The organism is Pseudooceanicola sp. (genome assembly GCF_029213205.1).
GTDB lineage: Bacteria > Pseudomonadota > Alphaproteobacteria > Rhodobacterales > Rhodobacteraceae > Pseudooceanicola.
This window is the reverse complement of sequence record NZ_JARGNH010000032.1, coordinates 1-21,382: the sequence shown is the minus strand read 5'-3', so window position 1 is coordinate 21,382 and position 21,382 is coordinate 1. Positions and strand designations below refer to the sequence as shown.

Annotated in this window: 21 protein-coding genes and 2 pseudogenes; 15 read left to right on the top strand and 8 right to left on the bottom strand. The window is 61.9% G+C overall.

What is annotated here, in order from left to right:
- From P1U48_RS16440 to P1U48_RS16380, 13 genes and pseudogenes are all read left to right on the top strand, one after another.
- A pseudogene (locus P1U48_RS16440) lies at positions 1-101 on the top strand (VIRB2 type IV secretion); the annotation flags it as partial.
- Positions 94-372 carry a VirB3 family type IV secretion system protein gene (locus tag P1U48_RS16435; RefSeq protein ID WP_040104433.1) on the top strand — a complete coding sequence of 93 codons (279 nt, stop codon included), beginning with the start codon at positions 94-96 and terminating at the stop codon, positions 370-372. The pseudogene P1U48_RS16440 and the gene P1U48_RS16435, both read left to right, overlap by 8 nt.
- The gene (locus tag P1U48_RS16430) at positions 362-2,737 is read left to right on the top strand and encodes a type IV secretion system DNA-binding domain-containing protein (protein WP_301070244.1); all 2,376 of its coding nucleotides are present in this window, start codon (positions 362-364) and stop codon (positions 2,735-2,737) included. Before P1U48_RS16435 ends, P1U48_RS16430 begins: the two co-directional genes overlap by 11 nt.
- Positions 2,734-2,901 carry a hypothetical protein gene (locus tag P1U48_RS16425; RefSeq protein ID WP_170043974.1) on the top strand — a complete coding sequence of 56 codons (168 nt, stop codon included), beginning with the start codon at positions 2,734-2,736 and terminating at the stop codon, positions 2,899-2,901. Before P1U48_RS16430 ends, P1U48_RS16425 begins: the two co-directional genes overlap by 4 nt.
- Positions 2,891-4,045, top strand: a complete 1,155-nt coding sequence (locus P1U48_RS16420) for a lytic transglycosylase domain-containing protein (RefSeq protein ID WP_199537886.1) — start codon at positions 2,891-2,893, stop codon at positions 4,043-4,045. The genes P1U48_RS16425 and P1U48_RS16420 overlap by 11 nt, the downstream gene beginning before the upstream one ends.
- Complete coding sequence (locus P1U48_RS16415; RefSeq protein WP_301070243.1) at positions 4,045-4,854, top strand: type IV secretion system protein; 810 nt, start codon at positions 4,045-4,047, stop codon at positions 4,852-4,854. Before P1U48_RS16420 ends, P1U48_RS16415 begins: the two co-directional genes overlap by 1 nt.
- A 14-nt stretch (positions 4,855-4,868) precedes the next feature.
- The gene (locus P1U48_RS16410) at positions 4,869-5,525 is read left to right on the top strand and encodes a virB8 family protein (protein WP_102888818.1); all 657 of its coding nucleotides are present in this window, start codon (positions 4,869-4,871) and stop codon (positions 5,523-5,525) included.
- A 1-nt stretch (position 5,526) separates the two neighbouring features.
- Positions 5,527-6,222 (top strand): TrbG/VirB9 family P-type conjugative transfer protein, encoded by a 696-nt coding sequence (locus tag P1U48_RS16405; protein WP_102888817.1) that lies wholly within the window; start codon positions 5,527-5,529, stop codon positions 6,220-6,222.
- The gene (locus tag P1U48_RS16400; RefSeq protein ID WP_102888816.1) at positions 6,219-7,598 is read left to right on the top strand and encodes a TrbI/VirB10 family protein; all 1,380 of its coding nucleotides are present in this window, start codon (positions 6,219-6,221) and stop codon (positions 7,596-7,598) included. The genes P1U48_RS16405 and P1U48_RS16400 overlap by 4 nt, the downstream gene beginning before the upstream one ends.
- A 4-nt stretch (positions 7,599-7,602) precedes the next feature.
- Positions 7,603-8,589: an ATPase, T2SS/T4P/T4SS family gene (locus P1U48_RS16395; RefSeq protein WP_093968715.1), complete on the top strand. Its 987-nt coding sequence runs from the start codon at positions 7,603-7,605 to the stop codon at positions 8,587-8,589.
- A complete protein-coding gene (locus P1U48_RS16390) occupies positions 8,586-8,774 on the top strand; it encodes a hypothetical protein (protein WP_009820227.1) in 189 nt (62 codons plus the stop codon). The genes P1U48_RS16395 and P1U48_RS16390 overlap by 4 nt, the downstream gene beginning before the upstream one ends.
- Complete coding sequence (locus P1U48_RS16385) at positions 8,771-9,175, top strand: hypothetical protein (protein ID WP_009820226.1); 405 nt, start codon at positions 8,771-8,773, stop codon at positions 9,173-9,175. Before P1U48_RS16390 ends, P1U48_RS16385 begins: the two co-directional genes overlap by 4 nt.
- A 6-nt stretch (positions 9,176-9,181) precedes the next feature.
- The gene (locus tag P1U48_RS16380; RefSeq protein WP_009815563.1) at positions 9,182-10,261 is read left to right on the top strand and encodes a type IV secretion system protein; all 1,080 of its coding nucleotides are present in this window, start codon (positions 9,182-9,184) and stop codon (positions 10,259-10,261) included.
- A gap of 231 nt (positions 10,262-10,492) precedes the next feature.
- Here P1U48_RS16380 and P1U48_RS16375 read toward each other — a convergent pair whose 3' ends face one another.
- The 5 genes from P1U48_RS16375 to P1U48_RS16355 all read right to left on the bottom strand — a co-directional run bounded on the left by P1U48_RS16375 (position 10,493) and on the right by P1U48_RS16355 (position 14,890).
- The gene (locus tag P1U48_RS16375; protein ID WP_102888815.1) at positions 10,493-11,833 is read right to left on the bottom strand and encodes a transposase; all 1,341 of its coding nucleotides are present in this window, start codon (positions 11,831-11,833) and stop codon (positions 10,493-10,495) included.
- A 111-nt stretch (positions 11,834-11,944) separates the two neighbouring features.
- Entirely contained in the window at positions 11,945-12,418 is a 474-nt protein-coding gene (locus P1U48_RS16370) for a hypothetical protein (protein ID WP_102888814.1), read from the bottom strand.
- Positions 12,418-13,617, bottom strand: a complete 1,200-nt coding sequence (locus tag P1U48_RS16365; protein ID WP_102888813.1) for a nucleotidyltransferase — start codon at positions 13,615-13,617, stop codon at positions 12,418-12,420. The genes P1U48_RS16370 and P1U48_RS16365 overlap by 1 nt, the downstream gene beginning before the upstream one ends.
- Positions 13,614-14,639, bottom strand: coding sequence for a CBASS cGAMP-activated phospholipase (locus P1U48_RS16360; RefSeq protein ID WP_301070242.1), 1,026 nt, complete (start codon positions 14,637-14,639; stop codon positions 13,614-13,616). Before P1U48_RS16360 ends, P1U48_RS16365 begins: the two co-directional genes overlap by 4 nt.
- 26 nt (positions 14,640-14,665) lie before the next feature.
- On the bottom strand, positions 14,666-14,890 hold the full coding sequence (locus P1U48_RS16355; RefSeq protein ID WP_301070241.1) for a DUF2188 domain-containing protein: 225 nt from the start codon (positions 14,888-14,890) through the stop codon (positions 14,666-14,668).
- A 66-nt stretch (positions 14,891-14,956) separates the two neighbouring features.
- Here P1U48_RS16355 and P1U48_RS16350 point away from each other — a divergent pair, with 66 nt between their 5' ends.
- Positions 14,957-16,078, top strand: coding sequence for an XRE family transcriptional regulator (locus P1U48_RS16350; RefSeq protein ID WP_301070240.1), 1,122 nt, complete (start codon positions 14,957-14,959; stop codon positions 16,076-16,078).
- Positions 16,079-16,131: 53 nt separating this feature from the next.
- On the top strand, positions 16,132-16,581 hold the full coding sequence (locus P1U48_RS16345; protein ID WP_224769642.1) for a type II toxin-antitoxin system VapC family toxin: 450 nt from the start codon (positions 16,132-16,134) through the stop codon (positions 16,579-16,581).
- 155 nt (positions 16,582-16,736) lie between these two features.
- Here the strand turns inward: P1U48_RS16345 and P1U48_RS16340 are convergent, their stop codons facing one another.
- The 3 genes and pseudogenes from P1U48_RS16340 to P1U48_RS16330 form a co-directional block, all read right to left on the bottom strand.
- On the bottom strand, positions 16,737-18,737 hold the full coding sequence (locus P1U48_RS16340) for a type IV secretory system conjugative DNA transfer family protein (protein ID WP_301070245.1): 2,001 nt from the start codon (positions 18,735-18,737) through the stop codon (positions 16,737-16,739).
- Positions 18,738-18,745: 8 nt separating this feature from the next.
- The gene (locus P1U48_RS16335) at positions 18,746-21,079 is read right to left on the bottom strand and encodes a relaxase/mobilization nuclease domain-containing protein (protein ID WP_301070239.1); all 2,334 of its coding nucleotides are present in this window, start codon (positions 21,077-21,079) and stop codon (positions 18,746-18,748) included.
- A pseudogene (locus P1U48_RS16330) lies at positions 21,066-21,382 on the bottom strand (transposase); the annotation flags it as partial. The gene P1U48_RS16335 and the pseudogene P1U48_RS16330, both read right to left, overlap by 14 nt.

The following is a 21,382-nucleotide window of genomic DNA, read 5'->3' as shown; positions in this document are numbered from 1 at the left end:
TCAACATCATCGACCTGCGCCAAGCGCTTTGGGTCCTCGTGGGCATCGCCGGTGTCGCCGCCGCCCCCACCATCGTTGCCGCGGTCTTTGCCGGTGGCTGAGCGCGCGCCTCTCTTCCTCGGCCTCGTGCGCCCGCCGAAGCTTCTGGGCCTGCCCATCATGTACGCGATGGTCTGGCTCTTCGGTTCGGTGCTCTTGTTCGTCTGGGTCCAGCACATCGCGGTGCTGGGTTTCGCCGCCCTGCTCTATCCCGTGCTCTGGAAGGCCGCCGATTGGGACCCGCGTTTTATCGACGTGATGATGACCGCGCTGCAGGAGACGCCACCCACGCGAAACCGCAGCATCCATGGCGGGGACAGCTATGCCCCGTGATGACACCCGTGATGCTGCGCTCGACCCCCGCACAATGACGCCGGACTGGTATGCGCGCGAGACCCGCCTCGCGCATATGCTGCCCTATGTGAGCCTCGTCGACGACCAGACCGTGCGGACCCGGGTGAACGAACTCTTCCGCTGCATCCGGCTCGAGGGGATCAACAGCTACACGACGGACGATGCCTATCTCGACAAGGTGACAGCGCTTTTTGCCCGCATCATCGCGCAGCTTGGGCCGGAATTCAGCTATTACGTCCACAAGGTCTCCAAGGCCATCAAACCTGATCTCGACCCCATCCGTGAGGACAGCTTCGCGGGCGAGGTGGACCGGCGCTGGCGCGCAAAACTCGAGACCAGCGGGCTCCGCGACAAAACACTGACGCTCACCGTCATTCACCGCCCGCCCCCGAAAAGCCTCCTGCCGTTCCTCAGCCGCAGCGCGCCGGACCGCCTGAGAGAAGAAACCCGCAAACGCCTGCAGCGACTGGGCGAGGCCGTGAACGTCTTCCTCTCGGGGCTTACCGAGCTCAAGCCGCGCCTGCTGTCAGCCGGATCGGGAGAGTTGGTGGGATTTTTGGGCGCGCTCAACACGGGCACAGAGCTGCCGCTCTACCCGGCAAACACCTACGGCTTTTTGTCCTTCAACGTCGCCAATACCCGCGTGACGTTTCACGGCGACCATTTCGAGCTTTCCGAGGGCGTCGTGGGCCACCGCTACGGCAAGAGCTTCACCATCGGGGAATACTCGGAAGGCACCTCCTGCACCATGTTCGACATGCTGAACCTGCCGGTCGACATGATCGTCACCCATTCCTTCACGCCGATCAATTCGAACCTCATGGCGGGCCGCATCAAGCGGCAAAAGCGGCAGATGCAGGCGAGCCAGGACGCAGCCCTCTCGCTGATGGAAGCCCTCGACATCGCCGCCGACGATCTCGAGGCCAAGCGCCAAAGCTTCGGCGAGCATCATATGGTCGTGACGCTCTTTTGCGACACGCTCGAAGAGCTGCAGACGCTCAGCGCCGAAATCGTGAACGCCGCCGCGACCGAAGGCGTGAAGATGATCGGCGAGCGGGTCGCGGCCAAGGCGCATTACCTCAGCCAGCACCCCGGTAACCAGCCCAAGCGCGTCCGTGCCAGCGCCGTGACCAACCGCAACTTCGCGGATTTCGCGGCCTTCCACCGAACGCAGCTTGGCAAACCCGCCGCGAAAACCCCATGGGGCCGGGTCGTCACTTATTTGCCCACGCCGGAGCAGAGCGCCTACCGGTTTTCTTATCACGAGCAGGGATCGCCCGACAAAGAACCGACCAGCGGTCATACGCTGATCATGGGACGGCCCGGGTCGGGCAAATCGGTGCTTTCGGCCTTCCTGATGACCCAGGTCCGTCGCGCAGGGGCGCGGATCTTCGTCTTCGATTACCGTCTTGGCATGGAGATGGCCGTCCGCGCCAATGGCGGGCGCTACGCCTCCCTGAACGCCGGCCAGCCCACGGGTCTCAATCCGCTCTGGACCGAGACCGATGCGCGCGGCACCGCCTGGCTCTCGGACTGGCTCACAACGCTGCTCTACCGCGCCGACAAACCCCTGACCCCGGCGCAGACCAACCGCATCCAGGAAGTGGTGCGCCAGAATGCCCAGGCCACCAATCCGGCCCTGCGGAACTGGCGGGATTTCGCGTCGCTTTTTGTGTCCACCGATGATGGCGGCGATCTGCACCAGCGCCTGCTCGAGTGGACCGAAGACGGCCGCTATGGCTGGATCTTCGGGCAGAGCCTTGAGGACACGTTCTCGCTCAAGGGCGATGTCGTGGGCTTCGATTTGACCGGTATTCTCGACAGCGAGGCCGACAAGGAACGGATGGCGGTCCTTTCCTATCTCTTCCGCCGGGTCGAGCGCGAGATCGAGGACCGCCGCCCCACCATCATCGTGATCGACGAGGCCTGGAAGGCGCTCGACAACGCATATTTCGCCGAGCGGCTGTCGAACTGGCTGGTGACCGCGCGCAAGCAGAACACGGTTGCCGTGATGATGACGCAATACGCAAGCCAGCTAGAGCGCACCCGGACCGGCAAGACCATCGTCGAAGCCGTTCCGACGCAGATCCTGCTGCCCAATATCCGCGCGCAGCCTGCGGATTACGCCATGCTGAATCTCACGGAGAAGGAGCTCGACGTCCTTCTCAACACGGGCAGCAACAGCCGCTTGGCGCTGATCCGCGACGATCAGGGCTCAATCGTCGTCGATGCCGATTTGAGCGCCCTTGGACCCAATCTCACGATCCTTGGCGGCATGGAAAAGGGCGAAGCGCTTGTCGGCGCCGATTACCGCGACCGCCCAGACTTCTGGAGGCTTTCATGATCCGTATTCTTGTCGCTTTGGCTGCGCTCGGCGCGCTGGCCTCCTGCACCCAGTACCGGGAGCCGCAGGCGAACTGCTTCACATTCCTTGCGTCCACGGCACCCGTCGCGCCGGATTGCAGCTTCACGCCCCTTGGCACCCTGGAGGGCGACATTGAAGTCTAGCCTGCCTCATATCCTGGCGTTTTGCCTGCTGCCCGGTCTCAGCTTCGCCCAAGGCGTGCCGACCAATGACAGTGGGCTGACCGCGCGTGACATCGTCGAGACTGGCGATCGCGAGGCTGACTTGGCCGTTCAGGCGGACAAGCTTGCCGTGCGCGAACTCATCGCCGAGATCGAACGGGAGCAGCTGGAAACCCTCCGACGCATCCTCGATGCCCAGACCAGCTTCGGCGGTCAGGGCTTGCCGGCTATGGTCTCGGGGCTGGAAAGCGGCAGCGGCGATCCCGACCGCGCCGTGGAAGCCGTCTATGGCACGGGCGAGATCGACCCCAATCCCGGCGGTGCACAGATGTTCGGGGATGCTGCGGAAAACATCGAGCAGCTCATCATCCGCGTTGCCCAGGAGACCAGCGGCTTTGCGGGTGTTGGACGCGCAGGGCTCTCCCCCGTCCAATGGCGCGCGCTGCTGCAAGCGCTGATCTGGCAGGAAAGCCGTTTCACCATCGGTGCACGCTCTCCCGTCGGCGCCTATGGTCTCACCCAGATCATGCCGGGCACGGCCAGCGATCTCGGCATCAACCCGGAATACTATGACAACCCCTACCTGCAGGTACATGGCGGCGCGCGCTATCTCGCGACCCAGCTCAACACATTCGATGGCAACATCATCAACGCCCTCGCGGCCTATAACGCCGGACCCGGCCGGGTCTTCGAGTATGGCGGGGTCCCACCCTTCCGCGAGACCCAGCACTACGTCCAGGTTATCCCGGAGCGCTACAATCTCTATCTGAGCCGTATCGGCGGGATCGATGCGCTTGGCACGATCGATCCGGCGCTTCTCGCCAATGCCAACCTCTCGCTCACGGGTCATGGGGCGGCCTTTTATGGCAGCAACTCACCAGCCACGATCAGGCAAGCCGCTTTGCGTATTGCGGATATCGTCGAACGGATTTCCGAGACCGAGGATGTGCAGGAGAGCGTTGCGCTCAACACTTATGCCCGCGCCGAACTCGTGCGTCTCGTGGCCGCCCGCATCCGGCTTCAGGCAGCACGCACCCGCGTCCTCTCTGCCGAGGAACTAGCCCAAGCCAGCGCCCGAATGGCCGAAGGCGCGTTCATGGATTTTACGATCAGGGAGATTGAATGATGAGACTTTTGCTCGTGAGGACGGCCTTGGCCACGACACTTGGGATCGGTCTGCATCTTGGCGCCCTATCCCCTGCCCTCGCGCAAGGCGTGCCTGTCGTCGACACCCAGAACATCGCGCAAAACATCCAGCAGCTCCGGCAGATGATCGAAGACGAGATCCTGCAAAACGAGCAGCTGACGCAGCTCCGCGAACAGCTTGGCCTTCTCACGGATCAACTCGCGGAGCTGCAAAGAACCTATGAAGCGCTCACCCGACTTGCCGAGCTTCCCGAAATCATCCGGACGGAAATGGAAGACGAGTTGAACGGTCTGCTCGACCAAGAGTTCGGGGACATCCTCGCCACTATTGAGGCGATCAAGACGGGGGATTTCTCGAGCCTCTCGGGCTCCGGCGCAGGCGAGATCGAAACCCAGATGGACCGGGTGCTGGCCGATCTCGGCTTCGATGACGACACTCTCTCCGAAATGGCCACGAGCGGCAATCCCGGAGCCAACCGCGTGGCGACGCAGGCAACAACCGGCGCGCTCGTCTCAGCCGCCGCCCAGAACAGCTATGAAGATGCCGGCCAATCGCTCGAGCGGGTCGACCGCCTTGTGGGGCTTATCGACGACATGGACGAACTCAAGGAAAGCATCGATCTCAACACGCGCGTGACCGCGGAGCTCGCCATTGCGCTGGTCGCCATGTGGCAGCTCGAAGCGGTGCAGACCGTGGGCGATGGCACGGGCGGCGTGATCGATGCCGCCACCATCGCCGAAGAGCAGCGCTTCATGGATTTCACGTTACCGGACCTCCGGGCAGACTGACCGTGGGGGCATGAATGGTGGCGAGTGAACAAGAGATCATCGAGGAAGAACTGGTCTACGGTGCCTTGCGCCGCGAACGGCTTTGGCAGCGTCTTGGTCTGACAGGTCTTGTCTTCGGCATCATCGGCTGTCTGAGCGCAGCGGCAGTCTCGATCCTCGATGTCGACCCACCCCCCGTCGTTGTCCCCTATGATCCCGCCACTGGTTTTGCCCTGCCCGAGGCGTCCGTTGGGGCCACATCCGTCACCGCCAACCAAGCGATCATCGAGGCGGAGGTCTTCCGCTATGTGACCGATCGCGAGGTCTACAATCAGCTCGATAACGATCTGCGCATCCGCAGCGTTCTGCGCCGCTCGGACGGGGCCGCCGAGAGTGGGCTGCGCCAGATCTGGAACAGCGCAAATGAGAACTATCCGCCGACCGTCTATGGCCCCAATGCACGGCTCGACGTGGAAATCCTCAGCATCAACCGGATCGGTACCAACCGCGCCACGGTGCGCCTGCGCAAGCGTCTGACCTCCATCAACGGCACCCAAACCGGGCTCTTCACCGCGACCCTTCTCTTCGAGTTCCGTCCCGAGACCCGCCGCTCCATCGACGAGGTCTGGACCAATCCGTTTGGGTTCACCGTGCTCGAATATTCCATCCGCTCCGACAGATTGGAGAATTAGTTTGATCAATAAGTTCTTTGTTGCTGCCATATTTGTTTTGCTGCCTGCCCTTGCCTTTGCCGAAGCGATCCCGCGCGGTGGTCCAAATGACAGCCGCGTGCGGCTGGCAACATATCAAGAAGGTCAGGTCTACCGCATCAGCGTCTCGCTCACCCATGTCACCACCATCGAGTTTGGGATCGGTGAAAGCATCCGCTCGATTATCGCGGGCGACACGGAAGGGTTTGAGATCGATGGCGTGCCCGGTGGTCAGGCCTTCGCAATCAAGCCCGTCGCGCGCGGCGTCCATACCAATGTGACCGTCTACACGAACAGGCGCAGCTACTATTTCAACGTCGAAGAGGTCCGAAGCCCGACCTTCTACGTCGTGCAGTTCCGCTATCCAGACGACGCTGCGCGCCCGACCCGGGCCATCGCCGCCCAAGCACCAAACTACAATTACGGTGCCAGCGCGCGGACCGAGTTCACGCCAACCCGCATCTGGGATGACGGGACGTTCACGTATTTCGCGTTTCCGCGGAACGCGCCTGTGCCCGCAATCTTCCGCTACGCGGGCGGCCGTGAACGCACAGTCAACACGCAAACCCCTGAGGACGGCGTGATCCGCGTCAGCGGCGTGAACCGCCAATGGGTCCTGCGACTTGGCGAAGAGGTGGTCTGCATCGAGGCGATCTCACCCGCGGAGGCCGCCTCATGAGCGATACCGAGAACACCGAGCTGGAAAAACGCCTCGCCGCCCTTGAGAAAGGCAGTGCCCGCGCCCCCACGGCGGCGCAGCGCCGGTCGCCCCTTCTCGCGCTGATCGTGGTCCTCGTCATCGGCGCGGGTGGTGCCCTGCTTTATCTCCTCTCACAGCCCGACGAAGAGGAAGCCTTGCCGACGGCCACCCCGGACGTCTTCCAAAACGAGGGGGACGGCTTTGGCACCATCGAGACCTTGCCCCCGCCCGAGCCCGAGGTGGTGTTCGTCGCACCCGATCCGGTCGAGCCCAATGCCGAGCTTCTGGCGCAGATCACCGCCCTGCAGGCCCAGATCGAAGAATTGCGCAACGCTCCCGAACCGGTCGTCGAGGAAGACACGGCCGCCGCAGAGGCGATCGACGCGCTGACCGCTCAGATCGCGGCGCTGCAAGCTGCATCGGAAGCCGCACAGCAGCGCTTCCAAGATGAACTGACGGCGCGGGATCGCAGCCTCGAGCAATTGCGCATGGATCTGGAGCTGGTCCAACTCGAAGCCAATCGCCCGCAACCCGCCCCAGCCGGGCCCTCGGAAGACGAGCTGCGCGCACGCGAGCAAGAGCGACTGCGCCGCGAGGAAGAAGCCCGGCGCATGGCCGAGCTGGAGCGCCGCGCCGCGGAGGAACGCGCCTTTCAGGAGCGGCGCATCGCCTCGCCCACCATCGCGTTTGGCGGCACGTCCGGAGCGAATGAAACGGCTCTGACCGAACGCACTTTTGGCGAGGTGACGGATTTTGTGCTGAACGGCGCGCTACCCACGTCGGTGACGCAGGCGGAAGTCATCGCCAATCCGTCCAACACCATCATCCAGGGCACGATGATCCAGGCCGTCATGGAAACCGCCCTCGACAGCTCACTGCCTGGCCAGACCCGTGCCGTTGTCTCCGAAGATGTCTACAGCGTCGATGGCGCGCGCCTTTTGATCCCCCGTGGCTCTCGCCTTATCGGACGCTATCGCTCCGGCGTCGATATCGCGCAGCGCCGCGTCACCATCGCCTGGGACCGGATCATCCTGCCTGACAATCAGACCGTCCAGATCAGTTCATTCGGGGGTGATGAACTGGGCCGTTCTGGCGTCACGGGTTTCGTGGACACGCGCTTTGCCGAGCGTTTCGGGTCGGCCGCCCTGATTTCTCTGATTTCCACCGCGCCAAGTGCCGCCGCATCCGAGGTCCAGGATGAGACTGCCGCCGACGTTCTCGAAGACGTGGGCGATGATCTGGCAGATGCGACGGACAGTGTCATCGGCGACTATCTCTCAATCGGCCCCGTCATCTATGTCGACCAGGGCGCCCGCGTCACGGTCATGGTCGACCGCGATCTGGAGATATTCTGAGCCCATGTCGCTGAGCTATCTCGAAACCTCGCTCGACCGGATCGACGCCGCCGCCCGCGACGATGTCATCGAGATCTGCATCAACCCTGATGGCACCTGCTGGGGCGAATTCCAGGGCGATCACTTCATGCGCGCGCTGGACCAGAGGCTGACGGGCGTTCAGGTCAGAGACCTCGGCAACCAGATCGCCTCCTCGGCCAATACCACGATGAGCAAGGACCGCCCCATCGTCTCGGTCTCGATCACCTATAAGGGGCGCCCGATCCGCGCACAGGTCATCACCCCGCCCGCCGTGCTCTCGGCCATGTCGATCAGCCTGCGGTTCTTCTCGAGCCTGCCACTCGAGGGCATCGCACTCGATTTCCTCTACGGAAAAGAGCGCAAGCTCGAAGACCTGCGCGTCGAAAAAAAGCGCGCCTTGCGCGCCGTGGTGGCCGCGGGTTTGATCGATGACGCGCTCGCCTTCTGCGTCGAGAACAAACTCAACATGATCGTCTCGGGCGGCACCTCCACCGGCAAGACCGTGGCCGCGCGCAAGATCCTATCTCACGTGCCATCCGAGGAACGCATCGTGACCATCGAAGAAGCCGCCGAGCTGCTGCCGACCCAGCCAAATGCAGTGACCCTCATCGCCAATCGCGACGCGGAATTCCAGACCGCCGATGTGCTGCTCACCGCAACGCTGCGCATGCGCCCCGACAGGATCATCCTCGGCGAGGTGCGCGGCAAAGAGGCCATGACCTTTCTGGAAGCCATCAACACCGGCCATGGCGGGTCCATGACGACACTGCATGCCGAAACCCCGCAACTCGCCGTGCAACGGCTCGCGATCGCAGCACTCAAGACCGAAATCCCGATGACCTATGCCGACATGATCCAGTACATCGAAAATTCCATTGACGTGATCATCCAGGCCGGTCGCCATGACGGCAAACGCGGCATCACCGAATTCTACCTCCCCGGCGCAACTGAGATTGGAACTTCCCCATGAAAACCTTTGAATATGACATCCTGTTCTTTCCGGTGAAGAAGCAAAAGGACTACGACGAGGTGCGACGTGCTTTGAATGAGCGCGGCGCGGAAGGGTGGGAGGTTATCACCGCCGAAGCCGGCGACTACGGCTACACCACTTTCTTGAAGCGTGAGACTGGTACAATGAAGGCGGCATCGGAATGACACGGGCTATTGCAGTCGCTGGCCTGCTCTTGATCTTTGGCACAACTGCTGGCGTAGCCGAGCGGAACCTGATCCCGACGCTCGACAACCACCCAAATGTTTGCCCAGACCAGCCACCTGAGCCGAAGTGGATGCAGAACATCAATGTGCGCGAATCCTATAAGCGCCTTTTGATCCAACAGATATATCGGGCTCAAAGCATGGAGCGCGTCGTAGACTCGCAAAACTGCGACTGTCCCACACGGTATCCAACTTGGGAGGACGCCGTACGCTTCTACACAGAGCGCTATGCTTCATCTAAATACTGGGACGTTGTCGAAGCGACGTCCGAATACCGACGACAGGCAAATGAACTGCGCCGCGCCGCCATGCCAATCTGCGTAGCAGCTGGCAACTGGTAGCAATCCATGAGTGTCGTCACCTACTTCGTGGAAACGTCCGAAGGGTATCTAGATACCGCTGCCGAAACTCAGTTTGGTGCGGTCGCAGCAACGGTCGGCACGTTGCTGGTTCTGGGCACAACACTGGTTGTCATTCTGGTCTTCATCAACATGATCTACCAGTATCGCGCCATGGACGGCCGAACTGCCTTTTGGCTGGCCGTGAAGGTCGGACTTATAGGGGTCTTCGCGGCCAACTGGGTCCAGTTCAATGCGCTTGCCTCAGCAATACTGAACGGAATTGACAGCATTGCCGGGGCACTTGTGGCTTCTGTCGGCGGCGGATCACCTGGTCCGTCCGGTACCTTTGCAGAGGAATTTGACGAACTGATTGCAGCGCTCGGGGACTATCTGAATGCTGCGGGATCTGAGCTGAACTGGATGGCGGGTGCCTTGCTTGACACACTTGGGGTTCTGCTGCTCTCGATTCTTGGCGGGTTGGCGGCGTTCATTGTTGTGGCGTCCCGGCTCATGATCGCTCTGCTAATTGGCATTGCGCCAGTGATGATCTTCTTGACCCTGTTCGAGGTGACCAAGGATTATTTCGCGCGCTGGTTATCCGCGCTCATTTCATTCGCGATGTATCCGATCGTCGTCGCCGGAGTGTTCGCGACGATCACGGGGGTCTCTCGGGCGCTTCTTGCCGAGCTTGGCGACCCGGAGGGAGCCTCGAACATAGGGGCCCTTATCCCATTTTTCATGATGGTGCTGATGGCAAAGGGTTTCATCATAGCAACGCCTTTCTTGGTTCGGGCGATTTCCGGAAACATCATGATGCCAGCACTCTCAGCCGGGTTCGGGGGAAGCTATGCCTTCGCCAGAGGGCTTGCAGGTAGCCAACAAGTTTACAATCGCTATGCCATCGGTGGCGCAACTGGGGCTGAATACGCAGCCCTTCGAGCGCGACAATTCTTCGGCGTGCAAGCCTTGCCGAGCCGGCCAAATACTGCTGGAGGGCCAACTGCGGCTCGTCCGGGTGACGCAACCGGAACAGGCGCCCGAATGCTGGCACAGCTTTCGAGACTTGGTAGGTTGGGCAGGCGGTGACAGCCAGGTGCCAAAAACTTGCCAAAACTGCAAAGGTTTCGCCGCGGGTTTTTGTCATTGCTAAACGGTTGATCCCTCGCGACACAAGGCACGTGGCCAAACACGACCGATATCGGTGAAAAACTCGCCCTACCATATCTTGTGTTCGGGCGGGTCGAGCTTTCCCAACCCGCTGCAATCGCGGGAAAAGGCAGGGCTTTTGGCTGATGGTTGGCTAGAGTCGTTTCAGCCTCAACATGGGACCATTTTGGCAAGACGTTTTAGGTTCTGGGCGGTGGCAGCGAGGAGGAATTCTTCGTTGGCTCCTGATAGTCCGCGGAGCCGGAGGCGTCTTATGCCGAGATGCCGTTTCAGATGGGCGAACAGCATCTCGACTTTCTTCCGCCTTCGTCTGCTCTCGTCGTATTGCCAACTGTGGCGCATATCGCGGACCGACTGTCGAACCTTTTCGTCCAAGTGACGGGTGACAGTGCGATAGGGCGCGTCGGTGCAGGCCTTCTTGATCGGGCAAGCTCCGCAGGTGTCCTTGTCGGTTCGATAAACCTTCATGCGAACATCTTGCCTGATCCGGCGCAGCGGCATCTCGTGGCCTTCGAGGCAGGTGTAGCTGTCGCGCTCGGCGTCATACCGAAAGTGGCTCAGATCGTATTTGCCCTTCGACTGATGCTGGCGATCCAGCACCGGCACGTGCGGCGTCACTTCGCGCTTCATCAGCCATGCCAGGAACGGGCCGGTGCCGTATGAGCCGTCTGCGGCCAGACGGTCGGGCTGAAAGTCGTGCCGCTGGCGGCTGCGGGCCAGCATGGCTTTCGCGGCGACGATCTCTTGGCTCAGCCGGGCGGGTGTCGCCTCGACGTCCACGATGATCCCGTTATCGGTATCCACCAGGTAGTTGGTCTCATAACTGAACCGGCCAGGGCCGTCCTTCACGGACCAGGCTGCGTCGGGGTCGGTTTCCGATAGATACTTCGGCGATTTGTGCGTCGGTCCTGGCTCAGAGGGCGGTGCGGCCTCGGCCATCTTCGCCAGATATTCCGCGACCGGCCGCTGGACCTGCTCCTTTCGTGACCAGAGCTTCTCGATTTCCTGCGGCGTGCCTTTCCGCATCTTGTTCGCGTCTGCTTCGATGGTGCTGCCATCGACCGCCGCATCGGTGCCGCCGACAAGGCCGAAACCGACGCACTTCTCGACCACGCTTTCGAACAGGTGGCGCAGCACATCGCCCTCGGCGAAGCGGCCGTGCCGGTTCTTGGAAAAGGTCGAGCGGTCCGGCACGCGGCCCTCCAGGCCCAACTTGCAGAACCACCGATATGCTAGGTTGAGATGGACGTCCTCAACTAGCCGCCGCTCGGAGCGGATGCCGTAGAGATAGCCGATCAGCAGCATGCGCAGCATCAGCTCAGGGTCGACGGAAGGCCGTCCTGTATGGCTGTAAAGCGCTGCCAGCTCGTGTCGGATCGTGTCGAAGTCCAGAAGCCAGTCGATCCGGCGTAGCAGGTGGTCCCGCGGGACATGATCGTCGACCCGAAACCGATAAAACAGGTTCTCCTGCGTCTCCAGCCGTCCCATCATCGCCCGATCCTCCCTGCCGATAAAGCAAGTGAATCAGGCGATTACGCCTCGATCAAGGCCAGAGTTTTTCACCAGCATCGACCGTTTGTGGCACAGGCGGAATCGACAATTTTAGCACCGTGCCACGGCCCTGCGCATCGCCCGATTGCCAACTGGCTCAGGCTCTTCGCCGGGGTGTTGCCCTTCACCTTTCCAGTCGTCTGACCAAAGCCAATCTTCGAAATAATAGAGCCAAAGGTAAGTCCACGGAATGATGGTTTGGTCGATCCGCTTCCGCGCGTCCCATTCCCTGGCACCTGGAAGATAAAGACAAAGGCGCAGCGGATCTCTGTAGACGTGAGGCAAAGGACGCCCTGCCGCCAGCAACTCCAGATCCGGGTCGTCTATCTGAACACCGGGCGTTTGACCCGGCTGAAACGTGATAGTGGCAAGGTAGGAGCGCGCCAAGGCGGTCGGTTGTATAGGCTCTTGCCATGTCAATTTGTTTGCGCGGACCTGCCCCACACCACTGATAGCCGGGCTTGCCTTCAGGAACAGCAGCTGCTGCGACAGGGTCAGGTCGTATTGCCCGCCTCGTCCTATCATCAATCACCGAAGAACGTATTTGTGGGCACGGTCGTTGATGCTGCGACCTTCGATGTCGTCAGCCCGACCACAGGTGCGACAGAAAGCAGACCCGATTTGCGACCATCCGACACCGCATTGACGCGGTTGCCGAGAACCCGTCCGGTGACACCGGAACCGAACGAACGCTCCATGTTCAATGACACACGGTCCTGACCAACAGCATCGCGAAGGACTTCAAAGTCGGACAGAGCTTGTGCGTGCCACGCATAGAACGCCGGTGCCCGGCGTTCATCCTTGTTCCAATTGTCGGCGAAGTTTTCCCCGTTGGTTGTCTCGTTCAGGATGGCATAGCCCCGCCGTCCGTCCAGAATGGGGCGGTCGATGAAGTGCGGCATCATCCGGATCGTTTCGACCAACAGATCCATTTCGTCATGGAAGACGTGGTTGCGCACGCAATAGGCATAGGACTGCATCGCAAGGGTGGTAATGATAACGGAAATCGGGGCCACGTCTTGCGTGTTGTTCTGATAAAAAACGTCGCGGTGCCGTTTGAGCAATTGCACGATGCGGCGCAGGATGCCTTTCACTGCTTCTCGGACGGGGAACGGCTCCACCGTCGCCTCGTCCCGCTGCATGGCGATAAACTTGCCCACAAAGGTAGGCCGGAGTGCGGCGCGCTCATCGAACAGGGTCTTGTAGGCCCGCGGGTTTGTCAGATGCCATTCCTTCAGAGCCCGGTCGGGCACCAATTCGCCCCGGTTGCCGCAGACCGGGTTTGCTATCGTCGGGGATAGGTCGAGGTGGAAGTCCCCCGCATAGTTGAGACGCCAACAACGCTTTTTTTCTTCGAGAAGGCGCACATAGGTGGCGTGTTCCTTGAGCCGGTTTCCAACCGCCGCCTTCAGGGTCGCTGGTGAGATGCCGGACGCGATACCTGCACAAAAGCAGATCAGATCGACATCGAATTCCCGCCGCCCGATTGGCTTCACGGCCGTTCCAAGCGCACTGGACCCTTGGAGATAGACCAGAACACTGACGAGTAGGGGATCAGTTGAACCGGACAGCCAGTCTCCGACGGCACCATAGCTCTGGCGCGCACGATCAAACTGGGTTTCGGTGAGGTCCAGATCCTCGCCTATCTCGTCCAGGATGGTGAATATCTGCGTGCGCCGCCGAATATCACTGTCGGTCAGCGGCTGTCGCAACATCTGATTCATGCCGCTTTCTCCTTGAGTTGATAGACCGGCACGAAGGTATCGGCAGGCTGGGTGAAAAAGATCGGGGTCAGGTGGGGCTTTGCTTTTCGGGCTTCTGACATACCGAGGCCCTTGAGGCGGCCGATCTTCGTGGTGTCATCCAAGGTAAAAAACCCGCTCGGGACAGACGGCGAAATGCGGTAGATGCGATCCCCATCGTAAGGGTGTCCCGTCAGAAGTTTTGCCATGCCGAGGGCGCCATGTGATTGCCCATCCGCGTAAAGGTTGAGGACTTTGAGTCCGAGACCGGCAAACCCGGGACTTTCGGGCAGCATGTAGACCTCGTCCAGACACCCCAGACTCAGAATGCGCAGGTCTGACGGGTGCCACCCCAGAAGGGTGATGGCTTCGACGACGGCAATGGCCGTGGGGTTGTTGGCCCATGTCCCGCCATCGGTCAGGCCGATATCATCAGCAGTGCGATGTCGCTTGAAATACGTCGGTGCCGCTGCCGTTGCCAGAGCAGCATCCAGCGCAGTCTTGCGATAATCGGTTTGCAGGCGCGTGTGATGCGCGGTCTTGTAGATATAGGGGCTGCGGAGATCGGCATCCCACGCCGGGATCACCAACCGGGTCTGTGAGTGCCCGATCAGATCGTCGTTCAGAACGGCCTTGAGCTCGCGGGCAAGAACTGCTGCATCGTGCTTTGGACCGACTACGTGCCGACCTGTGGCGGTGAGGGTGCGCCATGCCTGCCGTATCCTCCCCAGCGGTTCATCATCCGCATTGTCCTGACCGAAGATGACAGGCCCGCGACGCTCGTAAAGCTCGAGCAGCTCCTTTGCCGTGCGGCCGAGGCCAAGGCTGAGTGCGATGATGCCACCCGTCGATGTGCCCGCGATGAGATCGAAATAGCGCCCAATGGGCTGGCCCAGATCTTCCTCGAGCCCCGCGAGGAATGCAGCGGGCATCGTGCCCTTAATCCCGCCCCCGTCGATGGAGAGGATTCGACGTATCTGCCTGTTGTTCCCACCGTTGCTCATCCTGACATCCAATCCGCTTATGCCCTTCAGCCTTTCGGCGGATACGGGTCCTTGCCATAGGTGTTGCGCTCGCGGATGCGACCGTTCTCGCCGTGGATCAGCATCTCGCTGCCCTGACGAATGGCGGATTCCCGCGCCGCCGTGATGGCCTCGCGCTGCGTGCCGTGGACGGAAGACGTGCGGGAGTTACCCGCCCCCTTCACTGCCCAACCGCTTTCATGCGGCACAACATGCTGATTTTTCTTAGACATTTCAAGCCTCACGTGTCGATTTCGGTTGACGATACGACAACCTTGTATTTAAATATACAGTAGGAAATGGCGTTTATCAACCACAACAATAACCGCCGGGAGAGGATCATGTTCGGACAAAGACTGCGACTTGCCCGCAAGCGGGCGGGTCTATCCATGCAAGCGCTCGCGGAGCGCGTAACCCCAAACGTGTCGGCACAGGCCATCAGCAAATACGAGGCGGACAAGATGATGCCGTCTTCGTCGGTGCTGGTCGGCCTCGGCAAGGCGCTCGGCGTGTCACTGGACTTCCTGCTCGGCGGTCAGGTCGAAGCTCTGGAAAGCGTCGAGTGGCGAAAGAACTCGACCGCCTCGGCGCAGGATCGCGCGATGGCGGAATCCATTGTGATCGAGAAGCTCGAAGACTATCTTGCCATCGAGGACATCCTCGACATGCACCCCGCTGAAGACCCCTTCGCCGCGCTGCGCGTGGACATGGTGGCCGATGAAGAGGCCATCGACGCCAAGGCGCGGGACGTGCGGCGCGAGTGGCAGCTTGGGATCGACCCGATCCCGAGTATGACCGCCCTGCTCGAAGACAAGGGACTCAAGGTCATCGAGGCCGATCTCCCGGAACGCATCAACGGGCTGGCCTGTCATGTCGAACGGGCGGAGGGCGCACCGACTGAGGTGATCGTCGTCTCGCGGCACACCAATGTCGAACGCAAGCGCTTTAACCTCGCCCACGAACTCGCGCACCGGATCATCACCGAAACCGGCAATGCCGCACTGAAAAAGGAACCCTCGATGCACCGCTTCGCGGGGGCGTTCCTCATTCCGCGTGAGCATCTGGAAGAGGAAGCTGGCCGAAACCGTCACGGCATGACCTGGATAGAGATCATGCGGCTCAAGCGCACCTATGGCGTCTCCGCCGCCGCGATGCTCGTGCGGCTCGGCCAGGTGGACATCCTGTCGAAGAGTGCTGTGGAATATGCGTTCAAGACCTATGCGCGAAGCTGGCGGCGCGAGGAGCCGGAGCCTATCGGTCCAGGCGAGGGCTTCGCGGCTTTCGAGAAGCCGCAGCGCTTCGAGCGCCTCGTCTGGCGCGCGCTCGGCGAGGAGATGATTTCCCCCGTGCGGGCGGCGCAGATGCTCGGGCTCCCCTTGAGCGTTGTCGAACGCGACATCAGGGGGCCTCGTGACCAGTGACCTGTGTTGTCGTCAATGATGCGTCCTGTCTGATCGACTTGAAGAAGGGAGAGTTGCTGCACGTCCTGCTGCGGCTGCCCTATCGCTTCATCGTGCCCCTGCCCATCCGTGAGGAGGAGCTGCTCGATTTCACGGCGCAGGAATGGCGGATGCTCGAAGACGGTGGCCTCGCCACCTACGATCTGCCGGGGGAAGAAGTCGCGCGGGTTTTCGCTCTAAAGCGGGAACATAGCCGCCTGTCGGCCAATGATTGCTTCGCCCTCGTGACGACAACCTGCCAGGAAAACGGCATCCTCCTGACCGGCGACAACCTTCTACGCAAGGTCGCCACCGCTCGCGCGGTGCGCGTTCATGGCGTCCTCTGGATCATCGACGAGCTGCACGCCGCCGAAGCCTGCGATGTCGGGCTTCTTGTCTCCGCCCTGCAAATCTGGCGGGCGGATGAGGCGGTCTTCCTACCCCCCGCCGAGATCGACAAGCGGCTGCGCCGTCTCGGGGCATAATCTGAACAAGGTGGAGATGGCTGGACCCTGCCCACGACGTTCCGAGCGAAAGATCGAACGGTCATGCAAACCAGCCCCTTTTTTCGGCGTCAAAAAGCATCGTTTGTGACATTCAGCGTTACGGAAGCTACGCGCAGGTCGCCATGCCCGCCACCCTATCGCGCAACCAGCCTTTCACCATCCTCCTCTCGCAGCATCGCTTCCATGTCCTCCAAGCCATCGACTGCAGTGCGCATCTGCGCCTCATCAGCTACGCTCGCTGCCTCTGCATCGGCGACCTGACTCCCAAAATCCATCTCCATCTGTCGTTGTTCTTCGGCGATAACGGCTTGAACGACAGGCGCGGTCTTCTTTGGAACGCCGTCGACTTGGCCTGACGGTTGACCATCGCCAGCCTGGCTCGCCCTCTCCACATCGGCTTCTGTTCCCCCTGGCCCATCCGACGGCGGCGTCATCGGCATGGCGCGCACACTCAGCGGCAGCGCGCCTTGCGATCCCCCTCCCCCCGGCTTCGGAAACGGCAACTCGCCCGTTTGTGCCGCGTGGATCGCCTTGAACAGCCGGTCGTCAAAATACTGAATCCGCTTTGCACGGACTGGCATCTGCGCATCGATCACCATGACGATCTCATCGAGCGGCAGGCGGCGCGCCTCGTCTTCAGGCAACAACGAGCTTTCTTCAGTCCGTGTGGATTGGCTGCGGCCCTCGAAGGGGTTCTTGCCGATGGACTGAGACCGCGTGATGACGGTCTTCGTGGTTTTGCCGACCGCCTTGCTCAGCTCCTCGACGGTTTTTTCATCCGAGGGCGTGAGGTAGAGCTTCACGCCCGCGTTGCCCTGCAGCGCACGGCGGGTGTTCTCGCCGTAGATTTCATCGAGGGCGGGAATGGTTTGCGTGACCACGGCCAGGTGACCGCGATAGGTGCGCAGGGTCTCGATGCTCTCGACCACGATGGGCATCTTGCCGAGACGGTTGAACTCGTCGAGCATGATCATCACTGGCCAAGGCTCGTCGGGCCCGGGGTCCTTTTCCTGCATGGCGGAGAGGAGATCGGAGAAGAACAGCCGGATCAGTGGCGCGAGCGGCTTCACCATCAGCGGTTGGACCACGAGATAGACCGAAAAGGGCTTCTTGCGGATCGTGCGGAAATCAAAGTCCGAGACCGCCGTCGCTTCATCAATGGCCGGGTTCTGCCATTGGTCGAGCCCCGAGGTCATCAGGAGCGAGACATAGGAGGTCAGAGTATCGTTGTTGGTGGAAGCGAGTCGGGTGAAGATCAGCTTGGCGGCCCGGTTGTCGACCTCATGGCCCCGCGCAAAATACTCCTTCTGCTTGTTCCCGCCCGAGGCCGCGATGCGGTAGATTTCGCCCAAGGTCGGACGCTTGCGCTGGAACGCCAACAGGCCTGCTGCCACAAAGAGATCGATCCCGCCCTTGAGCAGCCCCTGCACCCGGTCATTGTCGCTCTGCAGGAAGAGCGTCGCCAGGAGCTGCAGTTCCATCTGCTGGCGCGCGGGATCTTTCAGCTCAAAGATGCGCAGGAGCGGGTTGTAGCGATGCGTGCGCTTGCCCTCCCAATCGGTGGGGGCAAAGCGATAGACCTTGTCGCCTTGGGCCGCGCGGTGCCGGGCCGTTGCCTCGAAACACTCGCCCTTCACATCGAGCGTCACGGCGGAGCCTTGCCAGGTCAGCAGGTTCGGAATGACGAAACCCGTGGTCTTGCCGCGCCCGGTGGGGGCCACGATCAACGCATGCGGGAAAACCTTGGAGCAGATGTAGTTGGCGCGGGAGCCCGGCCGTCCCAGCTTGCCGAGGATGAACCCAGTCCCGGGCGCCCCGAAGAACCCATTGGCCTTCATCTCGCGCGCACTCTGCCAATGGGTCTGGCCAAAGCGTGTGAGAGCTGACCCTGAGAGGGCAAGGCTCAGCATCATGCCGGCGGCGGCGAAGCTGCCGATGATCAGGTGGATGAGTTGGGCGTCCTCCGGGCGGCGATCGAGGATCGCCAGATAGTTCTGCGCGATATAGGCAAAGTCGATCTCGGCCCCGAACCCGAGATCCTGGTAGGTCAGCACCGCCGAGGCGATGGTATAGCCCATGGCCCCGGTCACAAGCGTCACCAGCAGGACGCCCGTGGCGATCCGCGCTTTTCCCATGGAGGCGCTCAATGGACCTGTCCCCGCTCGGTCTCGCCATCCACGTCTGTGGTGCGGTGTTTTTCATATTCGGTGTCGGCAAGATCATCGACCACCTGGCGCAAGGCCTCCGTGTTGGCCGTCGCTGCATCCGATTGCAGGTAGACCTTGGCGACATAGAGCCGGTCGAGGCGGTCCTCGAGAACCTTGTCCAGCGCATCGGCATCGCCGGATGTGAGCCGGTCGAGTTGGCGAACGTCCAGCACCCGCGCGATCTCGCCACGGAAGGCGTCCCGCTCCGCCTCGGTCTCGAAGGGCGCGGACAACTCCCCCGCCCGCTCATGGTCCAGAACACGCGCAATCTCGTCTGCGAGGCGGTCGGTACGGGCAGACTGCGGCGCAGTTTCACCGCGGGCTGCGAGGAGTGCGTCGCGCGTGCCAGACCCGAGCCCGTCGCGCATCTCGGTTTCGCGGCGGACCTGATTGATGGCCTCCGTGTCGCGTATCTCGACGACGGCCGCATAGGTCGCGCCGAGCCCGCGGGCGAGGTGGGACGGCATGTCCGGATAGCGCGCCGAGACGTCATCCGCGACCGCATCTGCAACAGGCGTGCGGAGGTCGCGTGCCTCCATGATCCGGTCGACCTCGCGGGTGATCTCGCTGGCGCGGGCCGCATCGGTGATGGTCTCCCTGTAGGGCTCAGACCGGTCGATCACATCGCCAGGACGTGCGAGCAAGTCCGGGTGTGCCGCGAGATATGCGCGCTGCTCGGTCTCGATTCGGCGCTCCGCCCTTGAGACAACCTCCCAGTCCCGGTCCTCGATCTGCTGTGTGGTCAGGCCGTCTGCGCGCATCTCCTGACGGATTGTCCCTTCCATCTCCCGGACCGCGTCCCGGTGATAATGGAACCGCTCGCTGACCGGTTCCGCTTCCATGACGCCATCCCGGCGCAGCACGTTCTCGCGCTCCAACAGCGTGCCAAGTTCGACGTGCACATCGTTGAGAATGTCGCGGGCCTGTTCCAGATCGGCGCGGCGTTCGAGGTTCAGATCCCGCGCCTCCGCCACCTTGGAGAGATCATTGGCGATCCATTGATGCTCGAGCGCTGCATTTGAGGCGCCCGTCTCGATCCGGGCCACCACTTCCGATGTGCTGATCCCCGTGCCCCGTAGTGCTACGTCAATGCGCGATCTCAGGTCGGGCTCGGCCAGTCGCTCGCGCTGGCTGGTGTCGATATTGGCCTCGGAATAGATCCCGCCCTCCGAGGGGGTCTCTGACAGCGTGGATGATCGCAAACCGAGAGGCTGCATGTGCTGGACCTGCGTCTGGATCTCGATGAGGCGTTTTTCCAGCACGGGACGTTCCGCGTCAGACTTCTCGGCGATCATGCCCTGCACCCGCGCGAGCTTCTCCGCATAGAGGCTTCTCAGATCCTCGAAACTTTGATCCTCGGCCATATACACATCTCCTGTTCGGTCCACCTGCCCGCCATGCGCCAGCACCTCGCCCGCGCGGAAGAGTGCCGCGGCGATGTCTTCCCGGGCCTCCCGGGAGGCCTCTGCGGCAAGCGAATGGTAGACGGTTCTGGTGTTGGCGATCTCCGCCAGCGTCCGGGCTAGGTCGGTCCCAACGCGTTCCCGCTCGCGGGGCGCGCGGCCCTCGTCTTTCGCGGCGTAGACCTCGCGGGTAGGGGCTGGGTAATGTACAGCCCCGCGATCCACCCGCCGCGTGGCTTCCAGGCGCACACCATACTTTTCCGCCTCCTCGACCATGGCGAGGCGGAAGTCGTCATAGTTGAAGCGGTGGTTGCGCCCCAGAAAGAAGAACTCGCCTTCCTGCGAGCGGCGGTTCAGCACCAGATGCGCATGCGGGTGATCGCGGTCCTCATGCACCGCGATGATGTAGTCGAAATGCCCCTTATCGGTCTGGAAGAACCGCTCGGCCACATCCGTCGCGATGTCGCGCACATCCTCCCCGCGCGTGCCGATGGGGAAGGACATGAGCATGTGGGTGGTCTGGCCCAGCTTGGGCTTGAAGCCCGCATCCCACCGCTTGGCAAAGCGCTCGGTCAGATCCTTGATGTCACCCGCCTCGAGCTTCGTCTTGCCATCCAAGAACCCGCTACTGTCCACGATATGGGTGGACTTGGTGGTGAGGTAATCGAGCTGGTTTGCGAGCTGCGATTTGGTATGCGTTCCCCCGCCCCGGATCGCCTTGAAGACTGCTGGCCGATGCCCTGCTGCCGCGCGCACAAGCTGGGTCTGCTTGGCCACGTGCAGCCCCTGCATTGAGCCCCGGACGCGGCTCCAGCCATCCCGAAAGACCTCGCCCGTGACGGCATGGACGGCATCATTCAGCCGCATGGGCAAACTCCCTCAGCGCGGCCGTGGCCTGCAGCTGCATCGCGTCCCGACGGCGGCGCAGGAGCAGGTCGATCTCGTCAGCGGAATCCAGGATGAACCGCGCCAGCCCGCGCATCTGTGCGAGGCGCAATTCGGTGAACTCCGAGCCGGCCCCCTGCCCTTGCCGATTGGCCTGCGTCATCTGCTTGGCAATCTGCGCGACCCCATTGCCGACCTCGTGCAGCGAGGCGCGGTAGCGCGCCATCTCAGCTGCCATCTGCGCGTCCGGAACGAACACCCCGCCTGCCGCCTGAATGAGCCGCC

Coding starts and splice junctions, on each gene's coding strand:
- P1U48_RS16430 (WP_301070244.1), top strand. CDS start 362: ATGCCCCGTGATGACACCCGTGATGCTGCGCTCGACCCCCGCACAATG.
- P1U48_RS16425 (WP_170043974.1), top strand. CDS start 2,734: ATGATCCGTATTCTTGTCGCTTTGGCTGCGCTCGGCGCGCTGGCCTCC.
- P1U48_RS16415 (WP_301070243.1), top strand. CDS start 4,045: ATGAGACTTTTGCTCGTGAGGACGGCCTTGGCCACGACACTTGGGATC.
- P1U48_RS16410 (WP_102888818.1), top strand. CDS start 4,869: ATGGTGGCGAGTGAACAAGAGATCATCGAGGAAGAACTGGTCTACGGT.
- P1U48_RS16400 (WP_102888816.1), top strand. CDS start 6,219: ATGAGCGATACCGAGAACACCGAGCTGGAAAAACGCCTCGCCGCCCTT.
- P1U48_RS16395 (WP_093968715.1), top strand. CDS start 7,603: ATGTCGCTGAGCTATCTCGAAACCTCGCTCGACCGGATCGACGCCGCC.
- P1U48_RS16390 (WP_009820227.1), top strand. CDS start 8,586: ATGAAAACCTTTGAATATGACATCCTGTTCTTTCCGGTGAAGAAGCAA.
- P1U48_RS16385 (WP_009820226.1), top strand. CDS start 8,771: ATGACACGGGCTATTGCAGTCGCTGGCCTGCTCTTGATCTTTGGCACA.
- P1U48_RS16380 (WP_009815563.1), top strand. CDS start 9,182: ATGAGTGTCGTCACCTACTTCGTGGAAACGTCCGAAGGGTATCTAGAT.
- P1U48_RS16375 (WP_102888815.1), bottom strand. CDS start 11,833: ATGATGGGACGGCTGGAGACGCAGGAGAACCTGTTTTATCGGTTTCGG.
- P1U48_RS16370 (WP_102888814.1), bottom strand. CDS start 12,418: ATGATAGGACGAGGCGGGCAATACGACCTGACCCTGTCGCAGCAGCTG.
- P1U48_RS16365 (WP_102888813.1), bottom strand. CDS start 13,617: ATGAATCAGATGTTGCGACAGCCGCTGACCGACAGTGATATTCGGCGG.
- P1U48_RS16360 (WP_301070242.1), bottom strand. CDS start 14,639: ATGAGCAACGGTGGGAACAACAGGCAGATACGTCGAATCCTCTCCATC.
- P1U48_RS16355 (WP_301070241.1), bottom strand. CDS start 14,890: ATGTCTAAGAAAAATCAGCATGTTGTGCCGCATGAAAGCGGTTGGGCA.
- P1U48_RS16350 (WP_301070240.1), top strand. CDS start 14,957: ATGGCGTTTATCAACCACAACAATAACCGCCGGGAGAGGATCATGTTC.
- P1U48_RS16340 (WP_301070245.1), bottom strand. CDS start 18,737: ATGGGAAAAGCGCGGATCGCCACGGGCGTCCTGCTGGTGACGCTTGTG.
- P1U48_RS16335 (WP_301070239.1), bottom strand. CDS start 21,079: ATGCGGCTGAATGATGCCGTCCATGCCGTCACGGGCGAGGTCTTTCGG.